The sequence below is a fragment of the Acidaminococcus sp. HCP3S3_H5 genome (genome assembly GCF_052122235.1).
Taxonomy (GTDB): Bacteria; Bacillota; Negativicutes; order Acidaminococcales; family Acidaminococcaceae; genus Acidaminococcus.
Genome location: NZ_JBQKCS010000003.1, coordinates 298060 through 313793, shown reverse-complemented (window position 1 = coordinate 313793; position 15734 = coordinate 298060). Strand labels below are relative to the sequence as shown.

Sequence of the window (15734 nt, the reverse complement as noted above, 5' to 3'; positions counted from 1 at the left end):
AATAGTACTGATTACTATGACAATTTGAGGGGCCTTACGGGAGTTGGTAATTTTTACATAAAATTTCTCTGATGAGGTGTGGAAACATGACGAGTCTGATCCAAGCGCGGTTTTTAGGCGCTCCTGTTATCCAGAAAGACGGGAAGGAAATCTTCTTTCCCTATAATAAAGTCAATGCACTGGTATACTACCTGCTGGTGAAGGGCACGGTGATGCGGGATGAACTGAGCGGTGTGCTGTGGGCGGACAAGCCCGATGCCATTGCCCGGAAAAATCTCCGGAATGCCATTTACGAAACCAAGAAGATCCTGGGACCGGATGTGTTCATTTCGCCCCGGAAAGCCATTATCAAGGTGAATCCGGAAATCCGGGTCCAGGTGGATGTGAAGGAATTCGAGGTGGATCCGGGCCGGAACTTGGAACTGTATCAGGGTGCCTTCCTCCAGGGGTTCTTCATCAAGGATGCGGCAGAGTACGAAAACTGGTATCTGACGGAACGGGACCGTCTGGAAGGACTGTACATGGATGCCCTGCTCCAGAAACTGAAGGAAGCGGTGGCTGTCCGGAATCAGGCCAAGGTGACCCGGTACGGCCGGATGCTCATTGCCCATGATCCCTACGATGAATCCATCTATACCCTGCTGCTCCGGACGTATTGTGAGCAGGGAAACATGAAGCAGGCTACGGAACTGTATGAGGAAATGAAGAAGCTGTTCCGGGAAGAGCTCCAGAGCAATGTGCCTCCGGAAATCGAAGAGCTGATGAAACGGACCCTCCATGAGGAAAAGCAGGAGAAAAAAGAGCAGGGGATCCTGAAACCCCGGCCCAAAGGCAGCCTGACCGGACGGGAACGGGAACTCCAGCTGGTGAACAGGATGCTGGAAGAGTTCCTCCAGGGCAGGAACAGCGATACCCTGCTGATCCGGGGAGAAGCCGGCTGCGGCAAGACCATCCTGAAGGATGCCCTGGTGGAGGAACTGCCTCCGGAAGTGACGGTGATCCAGACCAACTGCTTCAAACCGGAACAGAACATCCTGCTCCGGCCCTGGACCGGAATCGTGGAGGGGCTGGGGAACCTGATCCGCCGGGAAAAGATCCCGGTGCCCAACATGGATCCCTCCCGGCTGTATGAACTGTTCCCCCAGATGGACATGAGCGGGGACCGGGAAGCGGGACTGGCGGAAATCAAGGATCTGCTGAAATTCGACGCCATTTTCCACACCCTCTACACGGTGATGGAAAATGTGGGGGAAAGCCGGCAGCTGCTGTTTATCTTTGAGGACATCCAGTGGATGGATCCTCTCAGCCTGTCTTTGTTGAGCAGTCTGATCCTCCACAAGAAATCCTCCCGGTTCATGTTCCTGCTGACCGCCCAGCCTTCCCAGGACAAGAACTATCAGAAATTCGAGACCTCCGTCTCCATGTACCACAAGCTCCGGCTGTTGGAACTGGCCCCCCTGGACAGGGAGACCGTCCGGCTCTTTGCCCTGGACATGGAACTGCCGGTGCCGGTGGATGACCATCTGGTGGACCGGCTGCTGGAAGAATCGGAAGGGAACCTGTTCCTGCTCCGGGAATGCCTGAAGGCCCTCAAGACCACCGGCAGTCTGGAAAACCTGACGGAAAACATGCGGAATATTTTCAAATCCAACTGTTTCGCTCTTACCGATGACCAGCGGAAGATCCTGGACTTCATTTCCCTGTTCTACGACGGGGCGCCTCTGGCCATGATCTCGGAATACATGCATATGAACAGCCTCCAGGCCCTGGAAAACCTGGAGGTGCTCCGGAACAACAACTTCATCCGGCCGGTGCCCCAGCAGCCGGAAGTGATCTATGAAATTGTCCAGCAGAAGCTGAAAGAATACATCCACCAGCAGATCTCCCTGGAAAAACAGAAGATCCTCCACAGCTACATCGCCGGACTCTGGGAAAAGCGGCTTACCCATTCCCCCCAGGACATCCGGCTGTACCACCATCTGGAATACCATTACCAGGAGGCCGGAGAACTGGTGAACATGGGCCGGTACAAACTGAAGATCCTTATGTATTATCTGAACTTCAGCAATGAACTGTTCCCTGTGCTCAGCAGTGCGGATATTATGCCCGACGATGACAAGAGCCGGTACATCGAGTCCAATCTGGGCAAATTCCTGGCGGAAGTGGACGAGATGATGCACACCATCAAGCGGACCTGCGGGGAGACTCCGGAAGTCCGGGACCTGGAAATGAACTACCTGCACCTGATGGGCCGGCACTACATCCGGGTGGGAGAATACGAAAAAGGGGTCCGGAACATTCTGAGCCTGATCGAACAGGCGGCAGAAGTCCACAACCGGGACTACATGCTCATGGGCTATAAGCAGATGATCTACTACGATATCCAGATCGGCAACACGGAAGAAATGAAGAACTATCTGGAAGTGGCCCTGAACCTGGCGGACGAATGCAACTACCACAAGGAAATGGGGATCCTGCTCCGGCTCAAGGGCCTCAACATGATCATGCAGGGGAATTTCCCGGAAGCAGAACGGCTGCTGAAGGAATCCATCTCCACCTTCATGGTGACCCAGAATGTCCAGCGGCGCTATGCCCTGAACATTGCCGGAGCCTACAACTACCTGGGGGAGATCCGTCGGGGAGAGGGAAAGTTCCAGGAGGCCCTGGACTGCTACGACAAGGCCCTGGACTATGCCAGGGATCAGGAAGCCTACAGTTCCTGGGTGGTCTTTTCCTGCAATGCAGGGGTCACCTGTTACAATATGGGGCAGTTCGACCGGGCCAAAAAGTATTTTCTCCAGGCCTATGAACTGTTCCCCCGGTATGTGTTCTACTGGCGTCATCCCATAGTGGAATCCTACCTGGCCCTTTTGTCCATGCGGGAAGGAAAGGAAAAGGAGGCGGTCCGGTTCCTGGATGATGCTCTCCACAAACTGGGGAACATGAACAATCCCCGGGAGGCAGGCTATGTATACATGGCCATCGCCCTTTTGAAGAAGGACCATCCGGACAGCGGGATCGCCCGCCATTACGAAGGGAGCCTGGGGTCCTATGCCACCCGGGCCCTCCAGGTGCTGGATCCCTACCGGGACACCTGGGAACGGAAGCAGATGGAAGCGTTGTTTTGAGAAATCAAAGGAGGAATGAACCATGGTAACGTTGAAGAAAGTGGCGGAAGTCCTGGAAGCCCAGGTGGTTTCCGGACAGGAAGGGATGGACCGGACGGTGAACCAGGCCTGCGGCAGCGACATGATGAGCGATGTGCTGGCCTATGCCAAGGAAGATTTTGTACTGCTCACCGGGCTCCTGAACATCCAGGTGGTCCGGACGGCGGACGTGAGCGATGCAGCGGCTCTGATCTTTGTCCGGGACAAGCATCCGGAACAGGATGTGCTGCTGGCGGCCCGGAGCAAGGGGATCCCGGTGCTCTACACCCGGTGCACCATGTTCGAGGCCTGCGGCCGGCTGTATGAGCTGGGGCTCCGGGGCTGCTCCGGCAAGGACCGGAAATAGCCGTCATGGAGGAAAAATACACGGTGATCCCCAATGACTTTGAACGGGCCGGGGCGGCTTCCACATCCCTGAAAGGAATGCTCAAGCAGCTGGGACTGGCTCCGGAACTGATCCGGCGGATCGCCATCGGAACCTATGAAGGGGAAATGAACTGTCTGATCCATGGGGGCGGGGGAGAGATCCGGGCCGATCTGGATCCGGAAAAGGTCACCATCACCATCGAGGACCATGGCCCCGGGATCCCGGATGTGGAAAAAGCCATGCAGGAAGGCTGGTCCACTGCGTCCGCCAAGATCCGGGCCATGGGGTTCGGGGCCGGCATGGGGCTGCCCAACATGAAGAAAGTTTCCGATGCCATGAAAATCGATACCCAGGTGGGGAAAGGGACCCGGGTGACCCTGGAGTTCCGGCTGGCCCACTGAGTAAGGGGAAGGAAAAGCAGGTGAAAACCGGTGAGTGAAGCCTATCTCAATTCGGTCCGAGTCAACCGGGAAAAATGCACCGGGTGCCTGATCTGTGTGAAGGAATGTCTGGTCCAGGCCATCCGGGTCCGGCAGGGAAAAGCGGTGATCCTTTCGGACCGGTGCATCGACTGCGGGGAGTGCATCCGCTGCTGTCCCACCCGGGCCATGGAAGGATGGGCGGACCCGCTGACGGAACTGAAGAAGTACAAAGTGAACATTGCTCTGGCCACCCCTTCCTTTTACGCCCAGTTCGACGGGAACATCGCCGCCTCCGTGATCTGGGAGGGGCTCCGGGAACTGGGGTTCGACACGGTGTTCGACGTGGCTTTGGCCGGGGACTATATCAGCGACGAAATGGAGCGGTACATCGCCCATTACAAGGGCCCCTTCCCCCTGATCTCCTCCGCCTGCCCGGCGGTGCTCCGGCTGATCCAGACCAAGTATCCGGAACTGGTGAAGCAGGTGCTCCCGGTACTGGCACCGGCGGAAGCGGCGGCCATCTATACCCGGCGGGAAACCACCCGGCGGCTGCAACTGGCCCCGGAGGAAGTGGGGATCTGGTTCATTTCTCCCTGCCCCGCCAAGGGCACCAACATCCACCAGTCCGTGGACGTGGCCCACACGGCGGTCACCGGATCCTTCACCATTTCTTCCATCTATGGGCCTCTGACCCAGGCCATCAAGCATGTGCAGGAAACCCGGTATGAGGTGCCGGAAGCCACCCTGGGCTCTTCCTACAGCCTCAGCTGGGGAAGCTGGCGGGGGGAACTGGAATCCACCGGCCTGACCAATGCCCTGGCGGCCCAGGGGCCGGAAGAGGTGGACGAACTGCTGGAACAGGTAAGCATGGCCAAACTCAGCGATGTGCGGTACGTGTGCTGTTACAGCTGTGCAGGGGGCTGCATCGGAGGGCCCTGTGTGGCGGTGAACAAGTACGTGGCCGCCAAGAATCTCCGGGTGCGGGTGGACCGCCGGCGGAACCGGGAAAATGCGGACCGGGAGACCGCCATGGCCCGCTGCCGGATCATCGAGGATTTCCCGGCTTCCTGGAAGTACATCAAGCCCCTGGAACCCCGGCCCCATCCGCCCCTGGCCAGGGATTTCGGCGAGGCCCTGGAGAAGATGGGCCAGCTGAAGAAACTGGAAAAAGAGTTCCCCCAGCTGGACTGCGGGGCCTGCGGAGCCCCCACCTGCCGGGCTTTTGCGGAAGACGTGGTCCGGGGCTATGGAGAAAAGGAGGGGTGCATCTTCCTGCGAAAGAAAAAGGAAAAATGAGGAAAAATCAGAGAATGTTCAAAAAATAACAGAAAAAGGACAGCTGTCCGGTTAAATTTCCAGAGCTGTCATGTCCTTTTTCCTTGCAAGTTGGCGGAAATATTGTTATTATTTATGACGTGGATTCTATTTTTAAATATTCAGATAGAATCTCCAGACGAGAAGCCTATCAGGCAAACAGGAGGAAGAGCAAATGATCGATATTACGGATCGAGTCCATTGTGCCGCAGCACTCAGCAAGATCACCACAGCTGAAAAAGCGGCAGAAATGATTCAAGACGGCATGAACCTGGGCATGAGCGGATTTACCCCTTCCGGGTATCCCAAAGCAGTACCCCTGGCTCTGGCTGCCAGAGGAAAGGAACATCCCTTTAAAGTCAATGTCTGGACTGTGCTCCCTGGACCTGAAATCGATACGGCCATGGTGGAGGCAGGGATCGTAGGCAACCGGATGCCCTACCAGACCGACAAAAACTGCCGGAACGCCATCAACAACGGCCAGATCCGGTATCTGGACACCCATATCAGCACCTTCAACCAGATGGCCCGGTTCGGCTTCCTGCCGGATCACCGGGATGTGGATGTGGCCATCATCGAAGCCTGCTCCATCAAGGACCTGGGCAAAGGGAAGATCGGCATCATCCCCACCACCAGCCTGGGGGGCAGCTGCGGCTATGTCCAGAGCGCCAAGAAAGTCATCGTGGAAGTGAACGTAACCCAGCCTCTGGGCCTGGAAGGGATGCACGACTGCTATGTGCCCCTGGATCCTCCCTACCGGAAGATCATTCCCATCGAACGGCCGGAAGACCGGGTAGGGACTCCCTACATTCCCTGCGACCTGGACAAGGTGGCAGCCATCGTTCCCTGCGATATCCCCGATACCCCCAGCAAACTGGCGGCCATTACCGATGATGCCCGGGCCATGGGGGGCAACCTGGTGGAATTCCTGAAAAACGAAGTAAAGGCCGGCCGGCTGCCCAAGAACCTGCTGCCCCTCCAGTCCGGGGTAGGGTCCGTGGCCAACGCGGTGATCAACGGCCTGGTCCATTCTGATTTCGAAGACCTGACCGTATACACGGAAGTGATCCAGGACGGTATGTTCGACCTGATCGATGCCGGGAAACTGCGGGTGGCTTCCGGGGCATCCCTGACCATGTCCGCTGAAGTCCAGAAGAGATTCTACAGCAACCTGGACAAATACAAATCCCATCTGATCCTCCGGCCCCAGGAAATTTCCAACAACCCGGAAGTGGTCCGCCGGCTGGGTGTCATCGCCATGAACACCGCCATCGAAGTGGACCTGTATGGGAACGTGAACTCTTCCCATATCAACGGCACCAACCTGATGAACGGCATCGGCGGCAGCGGGGACTTTGCCCGGAACGGCTATCTGTCCATCTTCTTCGCCGAATCCGAACGGAAGGGCGGCAAGATCAGTTCTGTAGTGCCTTTCTGCTCCCATATCGACAACTGCGAACACGATGTGGATGTGATTGTATCCGAACGGGGTGTGGCTGACCTGAGAGGCCTGTCCCCCAAAGAAAGAGCACCCATCATCATCGACCAGATCGCCAGCCCCAGATACCAGCCCATCCTGAAGGATTATTTCGAACGGGCTTGTGTGGCCTGCCACAACAGCCAGACCCCTCACATCCTGTCCGAAGCCTTCTCCTTCCATGAAAGAATGCTGAAAAACGGCACCATGGAGAAGGAATAAGAGGGTTTTCCAGCGATATTTTCCGAAAACCGGTGGCAACAGGGTCATATTTATGTTACAATTACCGTGTTTTGGTTTCGCTGCAGCCAAGAATCCTTGAAGGAGGTGCGTATTTTTGACCACACAGGAAAAAATTGAAGATATGTTTGCCCGCTACGAGAAAATCGAAGCAGGCGGAGGCGCCAAAAGAGTCGGCAAACAGCATGATGCCGGTAAAATGACTGCCCGGGAACGGATAAAGTCGTTCTTAGATGAGGGAAGTTTTGTAGAACTGGATAAATTTGTAGAACATCGCTGCTCCAACTTCGGCCAGGAAAAGAAATATCTGGCCGGGGACGGGGTGGTGACAGGCTACGGCACGGTTAACGGACGGACGGTGTTCGTTTACGCCCAGGATTTCACCGTGGAAGGGGGATCCCTGGGGGAAATGCACGCCAACAAGATCGCCAAGGTCCAGGCCATGGCCTTGAAGACCGGGGCACCCATCGTGGGCATGGAAGATTCCGGCGGTGCCCGGATCCAGGAAGCCACGGACGCCCTGGCCGGGTTCGGGAAAATGTTCAAGCAGAATACCCTGGCTTCCGGGGTGATTCCCCAGATTTCCGCCATCATGGGTCCCTGCGCCGGGGGTGCGGTATACAGTCCGGCTCTTACGGACTTCATCTACATGGTGAAGAAGAATTCCAAGATGTTCATTACCGGACCGGAAGTGGTGAAGACCGTGACCGGCGAGGAAGTGGGCCAGGAAGACCTGGGAGGCACCTTTACCCACTGCACCCGCAGCGGGGTGGCGGACTTCCCGGCGGAAAACGATGCGGACTGCCTGGAACAGATCCGGTACCTGCTCAGTTTCCTGCCCAGCAACAACCGGGAGAATCCTCCGGTCTATGACACCGGGGACAGCGCTTACCGGATGGATGAAAGCCTGAACACCATCATTCCTGACGGTCCTCAGATGCCCTATGATATGTACAAAGTCATCCGCAGCATCGTGGACAACGGGGAATATGTGGAACCTCACCGGATGTATGCCCGGAACATCATCACCTGCCTGGCACGGATGGACGGATCCACGGTGGGGATCATCGCCAACCAGCCCCGGATCATGGCCGGGTGCCTGGATATCAACGCTTCTGACAAGGCGGCCCGGTTCATCCGCTTCTGCGATGCTTTCCGGATCCCTCTGATCAATATCGTGGATGTGCCCGGGTTCCTGCCGGGAACGGACCAGGAATACGGCGGCATCATCCGTCACGGGGCCAAGATGCTCTATGCCTACTGCGAAGCCACGGTGCCCAAGATCACCCTGGTGACCCGGAAGGCCTATGGGGGTGCTTATCTGGCCATGTGTGCCCAGGACTTGGGTGCCGATCATGTGATTGCCTGGCCCACGGCGGAAATCGCCGTCATGGGACCCCAGGGGGCTGCCAAGATCATCTTCCGGAAAGACCCGGATGTGGAACAGAAGACCCAGGAGTACATCACCAACTTTGCCACTCCTTATTATGCCGCCAAGCACGGGATGGTGGAAATGGTCATCGAACCCAAGACCACCCGTCCCACGCTGATCAAAGCGCTGCGTATGTTAAAATCAAAGCAGGAAGACCGGCCAACTAAGAAACACGGTAACATTCCTCTGTGATTTTGATATAAACCATTCATCATGAGGGAAGAGAGGTGAAACGTTCATGACCGACAATCCTTGGCTGATTATGATGATCAACATGACCATCGTATTCGGCGTGCTGATTGTGCTGGGAATCCTGATGGTGCTGATCCATGCTGTCGATCCCACCAAGAAAGTTCAGGGAAAAAAAAAGCCTGTAGTTGCTAAACCAGCGCCTTCCGCTGCTGCCAGCAAACGGCAGGAAGAGGAAAAAGTGGCTGCCATGGCAGCTGTCCTGGCCCTGGTCCAGGATGAAGACGATATGATTGCAGCTGCCCTGAGTGCTGCCATCGCCGAACACAAAAGAAAAATGGAGCCGATGAATCTGCCCCATCATTCTTTCTGATGAACTGTTGAGGGACGGTTCATTATCCACAAAATCAAACAACTTGAAAACTGTTTAGGAGGGTATTCTCATGAGAAAATTTAATGTTAACGTTAACGGTACTGTTTACACCGTAGAAGTTGAAGAAGTTGGCGGCGCTGTAACCGCAGCTCCTGCTGCCCCTGCCGCTCCTGCTGCTGCTCCTGCTCCGGCTCCTGTAGCTGCTGCTCCTGCTGCTGCTCCCGCTCCGGCTCCTGCCGCTGCTCCTGCTGCTGCTCCTGCTCCCGCTGCCAAACCGGCCGCTGCTGCTCCTGCCGGCTCCGTAACCGTATCCGCTCCCATGCCCGGCAAGATTCTGTCCGTTAACGTAAAACCCGGCGACAAAGTGGAAGCCGGCGATGTTCTGCTGATCCTGGAAGCTATGAAGATGCAGAATGAAATCATGGCTCCTGAAGATGGCACGGTTTCCGAAGTCCGCGTAAACGCTGGCGATACCGTAGCCACCGGCGACGTAATGGTTATTCTCTAATCATCGTCTCCGAACATAAAGGAGGATTTTAGAACATGGATGCTTTTGTGGTAGCCCTGACCTCTGTCATCCAGGACAGTGGGTTTGTGGCTTTTACCTGGGGCAATGCCGTGATGATGCTGGTAGGGTGCATCCTGCTGTACCTGGCCATCGTCAAAGGCTTTGAACCCCTGCTGCTGAGCCCGATCGCCTTCGGGTGCATTCTGGCCAACGTACCCCGGACCGGGTTCGAAACCGATCCCGGCGTTATGCAGCTGATCCTGGGCGGGATCAAATACGAAATCTTCCCTCCGCTGATTTTCATGGGCGTAGGGGCCATGACCGACTTTGGTCCGCTGATTGCCAACCCCAAGACCCTGCTGCTGGGTGCTGCTGCCCAGATCGGTGTGTTTGTGGCTCTGCTGGGGGCCATGCTCCTGGGCTTCAATGTGAAGGAAGCTTCCGCCATCGGGATCATCGGTGGTGCTGACGGCCCGACTTCCATTTACCTGGCTTCCAAGATGGCTCCCCATCTGCTGGGCGCCATCGCCGTGGCCGCTTATTCCTACATGTCCCTGGTGCCTCTGATCCAGCCGCCTGTGATGAAACTGTTCACCTCCAAGGAAGAACGGAAGATCAAAATGGCCCAGCTGCGTACGGTGACCCACTTTGAAAAAGTGGTGTTCCCCATTGTCACCACCATTTTCATTTCCCTGCTGCTGCCTTCCGTATGCTCTTTGATCGGGATGCTGATGCTGGGGAACCTGTTCACCGAATCTGGCTGTATGGACCGTCTGTCTGACACGGCACAAAATGCCCTGATGAACAGTGTGACCATCATGCTGGCCACCGGTACCGGCCTGACCATGAAGGCCGAAAGCTTCCTGACCTTGCAGACCATCGAAATCATCTGCCTGGGTCTGGTTGCCTTTATCGGCGGCACCGCCGGCGGTGTGCTGTTCGGCAAGCTGATGAGCAAGCTGGACGGCGGCAAGACCAACCCGCTGATCGGTTCTGCTGGTGTATCCGCAGTGCCTATGGCTGCCCGTGTGTCCCAGGTTGTGGGACAGCAGGCTGACCCTGGCAACTTCCTGCTGATGCACGCCATGGGCCCCAACGTGGCCGGTGTTATCGGTACGGCTGTTGCAGCCGGTACCATGCTGGCCATGGTGGGCGGCAAATAAAAAACAAAAGTTTTTTGAGCTGTTGCTTCGGCAGCAGCTCTTTTTTTGCAGAAAACACCTTTCTATTGGGGGGATTTTTGCTATAATAAAAGGGATATGTTTTTTTGTCGGCGGAAAAGCCCAAAGGAGAATATTTTGGAAGCATACAAGGAATTTTCGACAACCAGCCGGGAGCGGAGACTGTATCAGTGGGGGACCCTGGCTCTCATTGCCCTCAGCTGGGCCTATGAAGGGTATCATACTTTTGCTCTGGGCCAATTGAGTATCATGGGCTGGGGGTACAACCTGCTGTTTGTGATCCTCTGGTGCTGGCGCTGCCTGTTCCAGTACAGCATCCAGCTCACCAGCGACAAGCTGATCGTGGTCATGTACGGCCTGGGGCTGGAACGGCGGATGACCGTTTACCTGAAGGACCTGGAAAGTTTTTCCAACCATTACAAACGGAGCTTTTTCCGGAAGACCTCCATTAAAAAATATGTCCACCGGTATTCTTCCGTGGATCCCAATCCCCAGCGGATCCTGGTGTACCGGGAGAATGGAAAACTCTGCGGCCTGCTGTTCAAATCCAGCGATGAGCTGATGGACCGGCTGGCCCGGCGGTTCCCCAAACAGTACCTGGAATTTCCAGAATAACAAAGGAGTCATAGTATGAGCAACAACAATGTGTATGTGGGAAAGGTCATCGCAGTCAACAAACAGCGGGCCAAGGTGAAAATCGAACAGAGACCGGGGGAACAGCGGCCCAAGATGCTGGACTGCTGGAATGCCTGCGAAGCCAAACGGGGCACCCGGGTGATCGTGGGGAAACAGTCCCTGGATGAAAAGAAGGCCCAGATGATCGTGTACGGGATCCCGGTGCTCACCGCCCTGGCCGGTGCGGCTTTCGGCCGGGCCATAGCCCATTTTTTCTCTGCTCCCGTGTGGCAGATCGTGGTGCTCAGCACTCTGGTGTGGCTGGCCCTGGGGCTGGTCTATGCCCGGAACTTCAAGAAGAGTGTCCGGACCAAGGTGGAACAGTGGACCATCACCGGCTATTTCAGCGATGGGGAGATTTACGACGCCAAAGGGAAAAAAGTGGAGGTTTAAACCATGTTGGGGAAAAACCATCTGACCCTGCTGCTGGTCCTGGCAGCCGGTGCCGTCATGGGAGGCCTTCTGGGGGACAGTCTCCAGGCTTCCCAGCCTCTGGGCGGAGCCACCGATTTCCTGGTGCGGAAATATCAGGTGCTGACCATTCCCCCTTCCACCATGGACCTTTATGTGGCCAAGGTGACCGCCGGTGTGGAATTTTCTCCCAATCTGGCAGCCATCCTGGGCATGATCCTGGCAGGGATTCTGTTTCACAAGTTATAGGAGAATGCTCGTTATGGAACTGATACTGGCCTCCGGTTCACCCCGGCGCCTGGAACTGCTCCGGCAGATCGGCCTGGAGCCCCGGGTGGTGGTGAGCCGGGGAGAAGAAGAAAAAAACGATGCCACCCCGGAACAGCTGGTGCTGGCCAACGCGCTGGCCAAAGGCCGGGAAGTCCGGGACCGGCTGGGGGACCGGGTGCCCATCCTGGCGGCGGACACGGTGGTGGCCCTGGACGGGGAGATCCTGGGAAAACCCCGGGACAGGGCGGAAGCAGCCCGCATGCTCCGGAAACTCAGCGGCCGGACCCACCGGGTACTGACAGGGATGGCCCTGTTCTTCCAAGGACAGGTCCGGACCCATGTGGAGACCACGAAGGTGGAGTTTTCTCCTCTTTCTGAAAAAGACATTGCCTGGTACATTGCTACCGGGGAACCCCTGGACAAGGCCGGAGCCTACGGCATCCAGGGGAAAGCCGCCTTGTTCATTCCTTCCATCCAGGGGTCCTACACCAATGTGGTGGGACTCCCTCTTGCCCCTTTGAAGAAATTATTTGCAGAATTGGACGTGACAAGACATGACACACTATCTGATCCGGGAGATGCTTCCGGAGGAACGGCCCCGGGAACGGCTCCTGGCCAAGGGACCTGAAGCCCTTGCCATTACGGAACTGCTGGCCATCCTGATCGGCACCGGGAGAAAGGAACATTCGGCCCTGGATATTGCCCGGGAACTGACGGGGGATCTGCTGAAGGATGCCCGGCTGGCCCGGACCCAGGACCCCCGGGAACTGACCCGGATTGCCGGCATCGGGCCTGCCAAGGCTGCGGTGATCCTGGCGGCCCTGGAACTGGGACGGCGGCTGGCAGGGGCGGAAACCCAACCCTTCCAGACCATCCACTGTCCGGAAGACGGAGCCATGCTGGTGATGCCCCGGCTCCGGTATGAGAATCATGAACATTTTCTGGTGGTGCTGCTGAACAGCAAGGGGAAGGTCACTGGCATCGAACCCATTTCTGAGGGGTCTCTCAATGCCTCAGTGGTCCATCCCCGGGAGGCTTTTGCCCCGGCGCTGCTCCACCATGCAGCCGCCATCCTGGCGGTCCACAACCATCCTTCCGGGGACCCCACCCCCAGCCGGGAGGACAGGAGCCTGACCCGGACCCTGTGGGATACGGGGAAGGTGATGGGGATCCCTCTGGTGGATCATCTGATCATTGGAGACGGGGTCTATTACAGTTTCAAGGAACACGGATTGTTGTAAAAGGAGGAACATGGCATGCTGGATCTAATGGGATCTTTTTCCACGGATCTGGGAGTGGATCTGGGCACGGACCATACCCGGATCTGTCTCCGGGACGAGGGTATCGTACTGGACCAACCCACCGCCGTGGCCCTGGACCGGGGCCGGAGAAAGATCCTGGCCCTGGGTCAGGAGGCCCGGCAGATGCTGGGACGGACCCCGGAGGGAATCCAGGTGGTCCGGCCGCTCCAGGACGGGGTCATCGCCGACTTCGACCTGACCCGGCAGATGCTCAGGGGATTCCTCCGCCAGGCCCTGGGGAAACGGCCTTTGTTCCGGCCCCGGCTGGTGCTTACGGTGCCCTGCGGGGTGAACAGCGTGGAGCGCCGGGCGGTGCTGGATGCGGCCATGGAAGCGGGAGCCGGGGAGGCTTACCTGTTGGAAGCCCCTCTGGCGGCAGCCCTGGGAGCCGGGATCCCGGTCCGGGAGACCAAAAGCTGCCTGGTGGTGGATATGGGGGCAGGGGCCACGGAAGCGGCGGTGCTCACCCAGGGAAAGATTGCTCTCAGCCGGCTCCTCCGCCAGGGAGGACGGAGCCTGGACCAGGCCCTTGTCCAGTACAGCCGGAAAAAGTATAATCTTCTTATCGGGACCCTCCAGGCGGAGCAGGTGAAGATCGAGATCGGCACGGTCCGGGAGACTGCGCCTCCGGCCTATATGGACCTTCGGGGCCGGGACCTGATCACCGGGCTCCCCCGGCGGGTGACCATCGATCAGAACCAGCTCCGGGAGGCCCTGTGGGAACCGGTCCACAAGATGGTGAACTGTGTCCTGGCCCTCCTGGAACAGCTGCCAGACCTGCTGGCCCGGGATGTGGCGGAACGGGGCATCGTCCTTACAGGGGGCGGAGCCCTGCTGCGGAATTTTGACTGGCTCCTGGCCCGGGAAACCGGCCTGAAAGTGTGGGTGGCGGAAAACGCCCTGACCTGCGGAGCCAAGGGAACCGGCATTGCCGCCGGGAATATGAATCTGTTCCGGAAGGGACCCCGTCCCCGCCGGAACGTGTAAATGGAGAGAAGCAGTGCGAATGAGGAAGGAACAGAAAGTCAGACTGGGGGTATTGGCGGCGGCCATCCTGCTGGTGGTGGGGCTGGTATGGGATGCTTTCCACCGGTTCCCTGCCGTGAATACGGTGCTGACCACCCTGACCCGGCCCATCAGCTTTGTGGTGGGAGGCATCGGCGGCGGTTTCAAAGGCACCGGGAATTATTTTGCCTCCAAGACGGCCCTGGAAAAGGAAAATGCCGCCCTGAAAAAGGAAAATGAAGAGCTGCGCCAGAACAATGCGGAACTGATCGGCATGAAGGCGGAGAACCAGCGGCTGGGGAAACTGCTGAAGTTCAGCAGCCTCCATCCCCAGTGGAACATGGTGTCCGCCAAGGTGATCAGCCGGGATCTGGGAGATTTCAAGGATGTGATCCTCATCGACCGGGGAAAAGATGACGGGCTCCAGGTGAACATGCCGGTGGTGAATGCCTCCGGGCTCATCGGCATTGTGGACGGAGTCTATCCCCACATGGCCAAGGTGCTGCTGATTTCCAGTCCCCGGAGCCGGATCGGGGGCCTGAACCTCCGGGGGGATTCCCGGGCGGCGGGAATCGTCAACGGGGTGGCCGGACCGGATCTGCTGCTGGAAATGCGGAATCTCAGCCGGAATGCGGACATCCTGCCCGGAGACACCATTGTGACCAGCGGCTACAGCGGCTACCATCCGGAAGGGCTGGTGATCGGTACCGTGGAAGATGTCCAGATGGATACCGGCGGCCTTACCAAAATGGCCACCATCGCTCCTTCCGTGGATTACAGCCATCTGGAAGAAGCCCGGGTCATCACCAACTTCCAGGGGTTTGCGGATTTCCTCCGTAACGAGGGGAAAGATCCGGATGCCCAGTCCGGCAAAGGAGGGAAATAATGGTGATCGTTGCCCTTGCCTGGCTGTTTTTCACCCTGTTTCTGTTCACTCTGGAAAATCACTGGTTCCTCTTTTTCAACACCACCCAGTCCCCGGACTTGCTGCTGTTGTTTCTCCTGCTCTATGCCATGGACCAGGGGAAACGGAACGGCGCAGTGTATGGACTGGGTATTGGTGCTTTATTGGACGTTGTCACCTTCAGCTATTTCGGCTGGCACATGGTGACCCGGGCGGCCCTGGGGTACCTGATCGGAAAGAACCGGGTGAACATGTTCGTGGACCGGCTGCCCACCTATCTGATCCTCACCGCTCTGGTGACCCTGCTGCTCCAGGTGGCCCGGGGACTGTTCCTGTGCGTGATGCTGGGCCGTTGGCTGCCGATCCTGCCCCTGGCCCTCCAGACCCTGAAGCTTATGGGGTGGAACCTGGTCCTGGCCCCTGTCATGTGGTTCCTGTACCACAGACTGAAGAAACGGGTCCGCAGCCGTATGGATTATTACTATCATCTGTAGGAGT

The 15734-nt window shown here is 57.5% G+C and carries 17 protein-coding genes; all 17 read left to right on the top strand.

What is annotated here, in order from left to right; translation table 11 throughout:
* The first annotated feature begins 86 nt into the window (after positions 1 to 86).
* The 17 genes from ACTQY5_RS05585 (at position 87) to mreD (ending at position 15730) form a co-directional block, all read left to right on the top strand.
* Positions 87 to 3128, top strand: a complete 3042-nt coding sequence (locus ACTQY5_RS05585; protein WP_288310893.1) for a tetratricopeptide repeat protein — start codon at positions 87 to 89, stop codon at positions 3126 to 3128.
* Between the two features lie 22 nt (positions 3129 to 3150).
* On the top strand, positions 3151 to 3513 hold the full coding sequence (locus ACTQY5_RS05580) for a DRTGG domain-containing protein (protein WP_022487697.1): 363 nt from the start codon (positions 3151 to 3153) through the stop codon (positions 3511 to 3513).
* Positions 3514 to 3518: 5 nt separating this feature from the next.
* The gene (locus tag ACTQY5_RS05575) at positions 3519 to 3935 is read left to right on the top strand and encodes an ATP-binding protein (RefSeq protein WP_302574112.1); all 417 of its coding nucleotides are present in this window, start codon (positions 3519 to 3521) and stop codon (positions 3933 to 3935) included.
* A 30-nt stretch (positions 3936 to 3965) separates the two neighbouring features.
* A complete protein-coding gene (locus ACTQY5_RS05570) occupies positions 3966 to 5252 on the top strand; it encodes a [Fe-Fe] hydrogenase large subunit C-terminal domain-containing protein (protein WP_022487695.1) in 1287 nt (428 codons plus the stop codon).
* Positions 5253 to 5445: 193 nt separating this feature from the next.
* The gene (locus tag ACTQY5_RS05565; RefSeq protein WP_022487694.1) at positions 5446 to 6969 is read left to right on the top strand and encodes a succinate CoA transferase; all 1524 of its coding nucleotides are present in this window, start codon (positions 5446 to 5448) and stop codon (positions 6967 to 6969) included.
* Between the two features lie 142 nt (positions 6970 to 7111).
* Entirely contained in the window at positions 7112 to 8611 is a 1500-nt protein-coding gene (gene mmdA / locus ACTQY5_RS05560; RefSeq protein ID WP_195839608.1) for a methylmalonyl-CoA decarboxylase subunit alpha, read from the top strand.
* 46 nt (positions 8612 to 8657) lie between these two features.
* Positions 8658 to 8981, top strand: a complete 324-nt coding sequence (gcdD, locus tag ACTQY5_RS05555) for a sodium ion-translocating glutaconyl-CoA decarboxylase subunit delta (RefSeq protein ID WP_012939173.1) — start codon at positions 8658 to 8660, stop codon at positions 8979 to 8981.
* A gap of 70 nt (positions 8982 to 9051) precedes the next feature.
* Positions 9052 to 9489, top strand: a complete 438-nt coding sequence (gcdC, locus tag ACTQY5_RS05550) for a sodium ion-translocating glutaconyl-CoA decarboxylase subunit gamma (RefSeq protein WP_022487692.1) — start codon at positions 9052 to 9054, stop codon at positions 9487 to 9489.
* A gap of 35 nt (positions 9490 to 9524) precedes the next feature.
* Positions 9525 to 10652 carry a sodium ion-translocating glutaconyl-CoA decarboxylase subunit beta gene (gcdB, locus tag ACTQY5_RS05545; protein ID WP_012939171.1) on the top strand — a complete coding sequence of 376 codons (1128 nt, stop codon included), beginning with the start codon at positions 9525 to 9527 and terminating at the stop codon, positions 10650 to 10652.
* A 135-nt stretch (positions 10653 to 10787) separates the two neighbouring features.
* Entirely contained in the window at positions 10788 to 11285 is a 498-nt protein-coding gene (locus tag ACTQY5_RS05540) for a hypothetical protein (RefSeq protein ID WP_022487691.1), read from the top strand.
* A 15-nt stretch (positions 11286 to 11300) separates the two neighbouring features.
* Positions 11301 to 11738, top strand: a complete 438-nt coding sequence (locus ACTQY5_RS05535) for a SoxR reducing system RseC family protein (protein ID WP_022487690.1) — start codon at positions 11301 to 11303, stop codon at positions 11736 to 11738.
* A gap of 3 nt (positions 11739 to 11741) precedes the next feature.
* Positions 11742 to 12005 (top strand): DUF4321 domain-containing protein, encoded by a 264-nt coding sequence (locus ACTQY5_RS05530; protein ID WP_022487689.1) that lies wholly within the window; start codon positions 11742 to 11744, stop codon positions 12003 to 12005.
* 13 nt (positions 12006 to 12018) lie between these two features.
* Positions 12019 to 12654, top strand: a complete 636-nt coding sequence (locus ACTQY5_RS05525) for a Maf family protein (RefSeq protein WP_022487688.1) — start codon at positions 12019 to 12021, stop codon at positions 12652 to 12654.
* A complete protein-coding gene (radC, locus tag ACTQY5_RS05520; RefSeq protein WP_154487851.1) occupies positions 12581 to 13267 on the top strand; it encodes a RadC family protein in 687 nt (228 codons plus the stop codon). Before ACTQY5_RS05525 ends, radC begins: the two co-directional genes overlap by 74 nt.
* Before the next feature lie 15 nt (positions 13268 to 13282).
* The gene (locus tag ACTQY5_RS05515; protein ID WP_022487686.1) at positions 13283 to 14314 is read left to right on the top strand and encodes a rod shape-determining protein; all 1032 of its coding nucleotides are present in this window, start codon (positions 13283 to 13285) and stop codon (positions 14312 to 14314) included.
* Positions 14315 to 14333: 19 nt separating this feature from the next.
* Positions 14334 to 15218: a rod shape-determining protein MreC gene (gene mreC / locus ACTQY5_RS05510; protein WP_154487850.1), complete on the top strand. Its 885-nt coding sequence runs from the start codon at positions 14334 to 14336 to the stop codon at positions 15216 to 15218.
* Positions 15218 to 15730 carry a rod shape-determining protein MreD gene (gene mreD / locus ACTQY5_RS05505; RefSeq protein WP_022487684.1) on the top strand — a complete coding sequence of 171 codons (513 nt, stop codon included), beginning with the start codon at positions 15218 to 15220 and terminating at the stop codon, positions 15728 to 15730. The genes mreC and mreD overlap by 1 nt, the downstream gene beginning before the upstream one ends.
* The last annotated feature ends 4 nt before the right edge of the window (positions 15731 to 15734 follow it).

Excerpts from the sequence above, each read along its gene's own strand:
- ACTQY5_RS05580 (WP_022487697.1), top strand. The coding sequence starts at position 3,151 with ATGGTAACGTTGAAGAAAGTGGCGGAAGTCCTGGAAGCCCAGGTGGTT.
- ACTQY5_RS05585 (WP_288310893.1), top strand. The coding sequence starts at position 87 with ATGACGAGTCTGATCCAAGCGCGGTTTTTAGGCGCTCCTGTTATCCAG.
- mmdA (WP_195839608.1), top strand. The coding sequence starts at position 7,112 with ATGTTTGCCCGCTACGAGAAAATCGAAGCAGGCGGAGGCGCCAAAAGA.
- ACTQY5_RS05530 (WP_022487689.1), top strand. The coding sequence starts at position 11,742 with ATGTTGGGGAAAAACCATCTGACCCTGCTGCTGGTCCTGGCAGCCGGT.
- gcdB (WP_012939171.1), top strand. The coding sequence starts at position 9,525 with ATGGATGCTTTTGTGGTAGCCCTGACCTCTGTCATCCAGGACAGTGGG.
- gcdC (WP_022487692.1), top strand. The coding sequence starts at position 9,052 with ATGAGAAAATTTAATGTTAACGTTAACGGTACTGTTTACACCGTAGAA.
- mreC (WP_154487850.1), top strand. The coding sequence starts at position 14,334 with ATGAGGAAGGAACAGAAAGTCAGACTGGGGGTATTGGCGGCGGCCATC.
- gcdD (WP_012939173.1), top strand. The coding sequence starts at position 8,658 with ATGACCGACAATCCTTGGCTGATTATGATGATCAACATGACCATCGTA.
- ACTQY5_RS05575 (WP_302574112.1), top strand. The coding sequence starts at position 3,519 with ATGGAGGAAAAATACACGGTGATCCCCAATGACTTTGAACGGGCCGGG.
- ACTQY5_RS05535 (WP_022487690.1), top strand. The coding sequence starts at position 11,301 with ATGAGCAACAACAATGTGTATGTGGGAAAGGTCATCGCAGTCAACAAA.
- radC (WP_154487851.1), top strand. The coding sequence starts at position 12,581 with ATGACACACTATCTGATCCGGGAGATGCTTCCGGAGGAACGGCCCCGG.
- ACTQY5_RS05515 (WP_022487686.1), top strand. The coding sequence starts at position 13,283 with ATGCTGGATCTAATGGGATCTTTTTCCACGGATCTGGGAGTGGATCTG.
- mreD (WP_022487684.1), top strand. The coding sequence starts at position 15,218 with ATGGTGATCGTTGCCCTTGCCTGGCTGTTTTTCACCCTGTTTCTGTTC.
- ACTQY5_RS05525 (WP_022487688.1), top strand. The coding sequence starts at position 12,019 with ATGGAACTGATACTGGCCTCCGGTTCACCCCGGCGCCTGGAACTGCTC.
- ACTQY5_RS05565 (WP_022487694.1), top strand. The coding sequence starts at position 5,446 with ATGATCGATATTACGGATCGAGTCCATTGTGCCGCAGCACTCAGCAAG.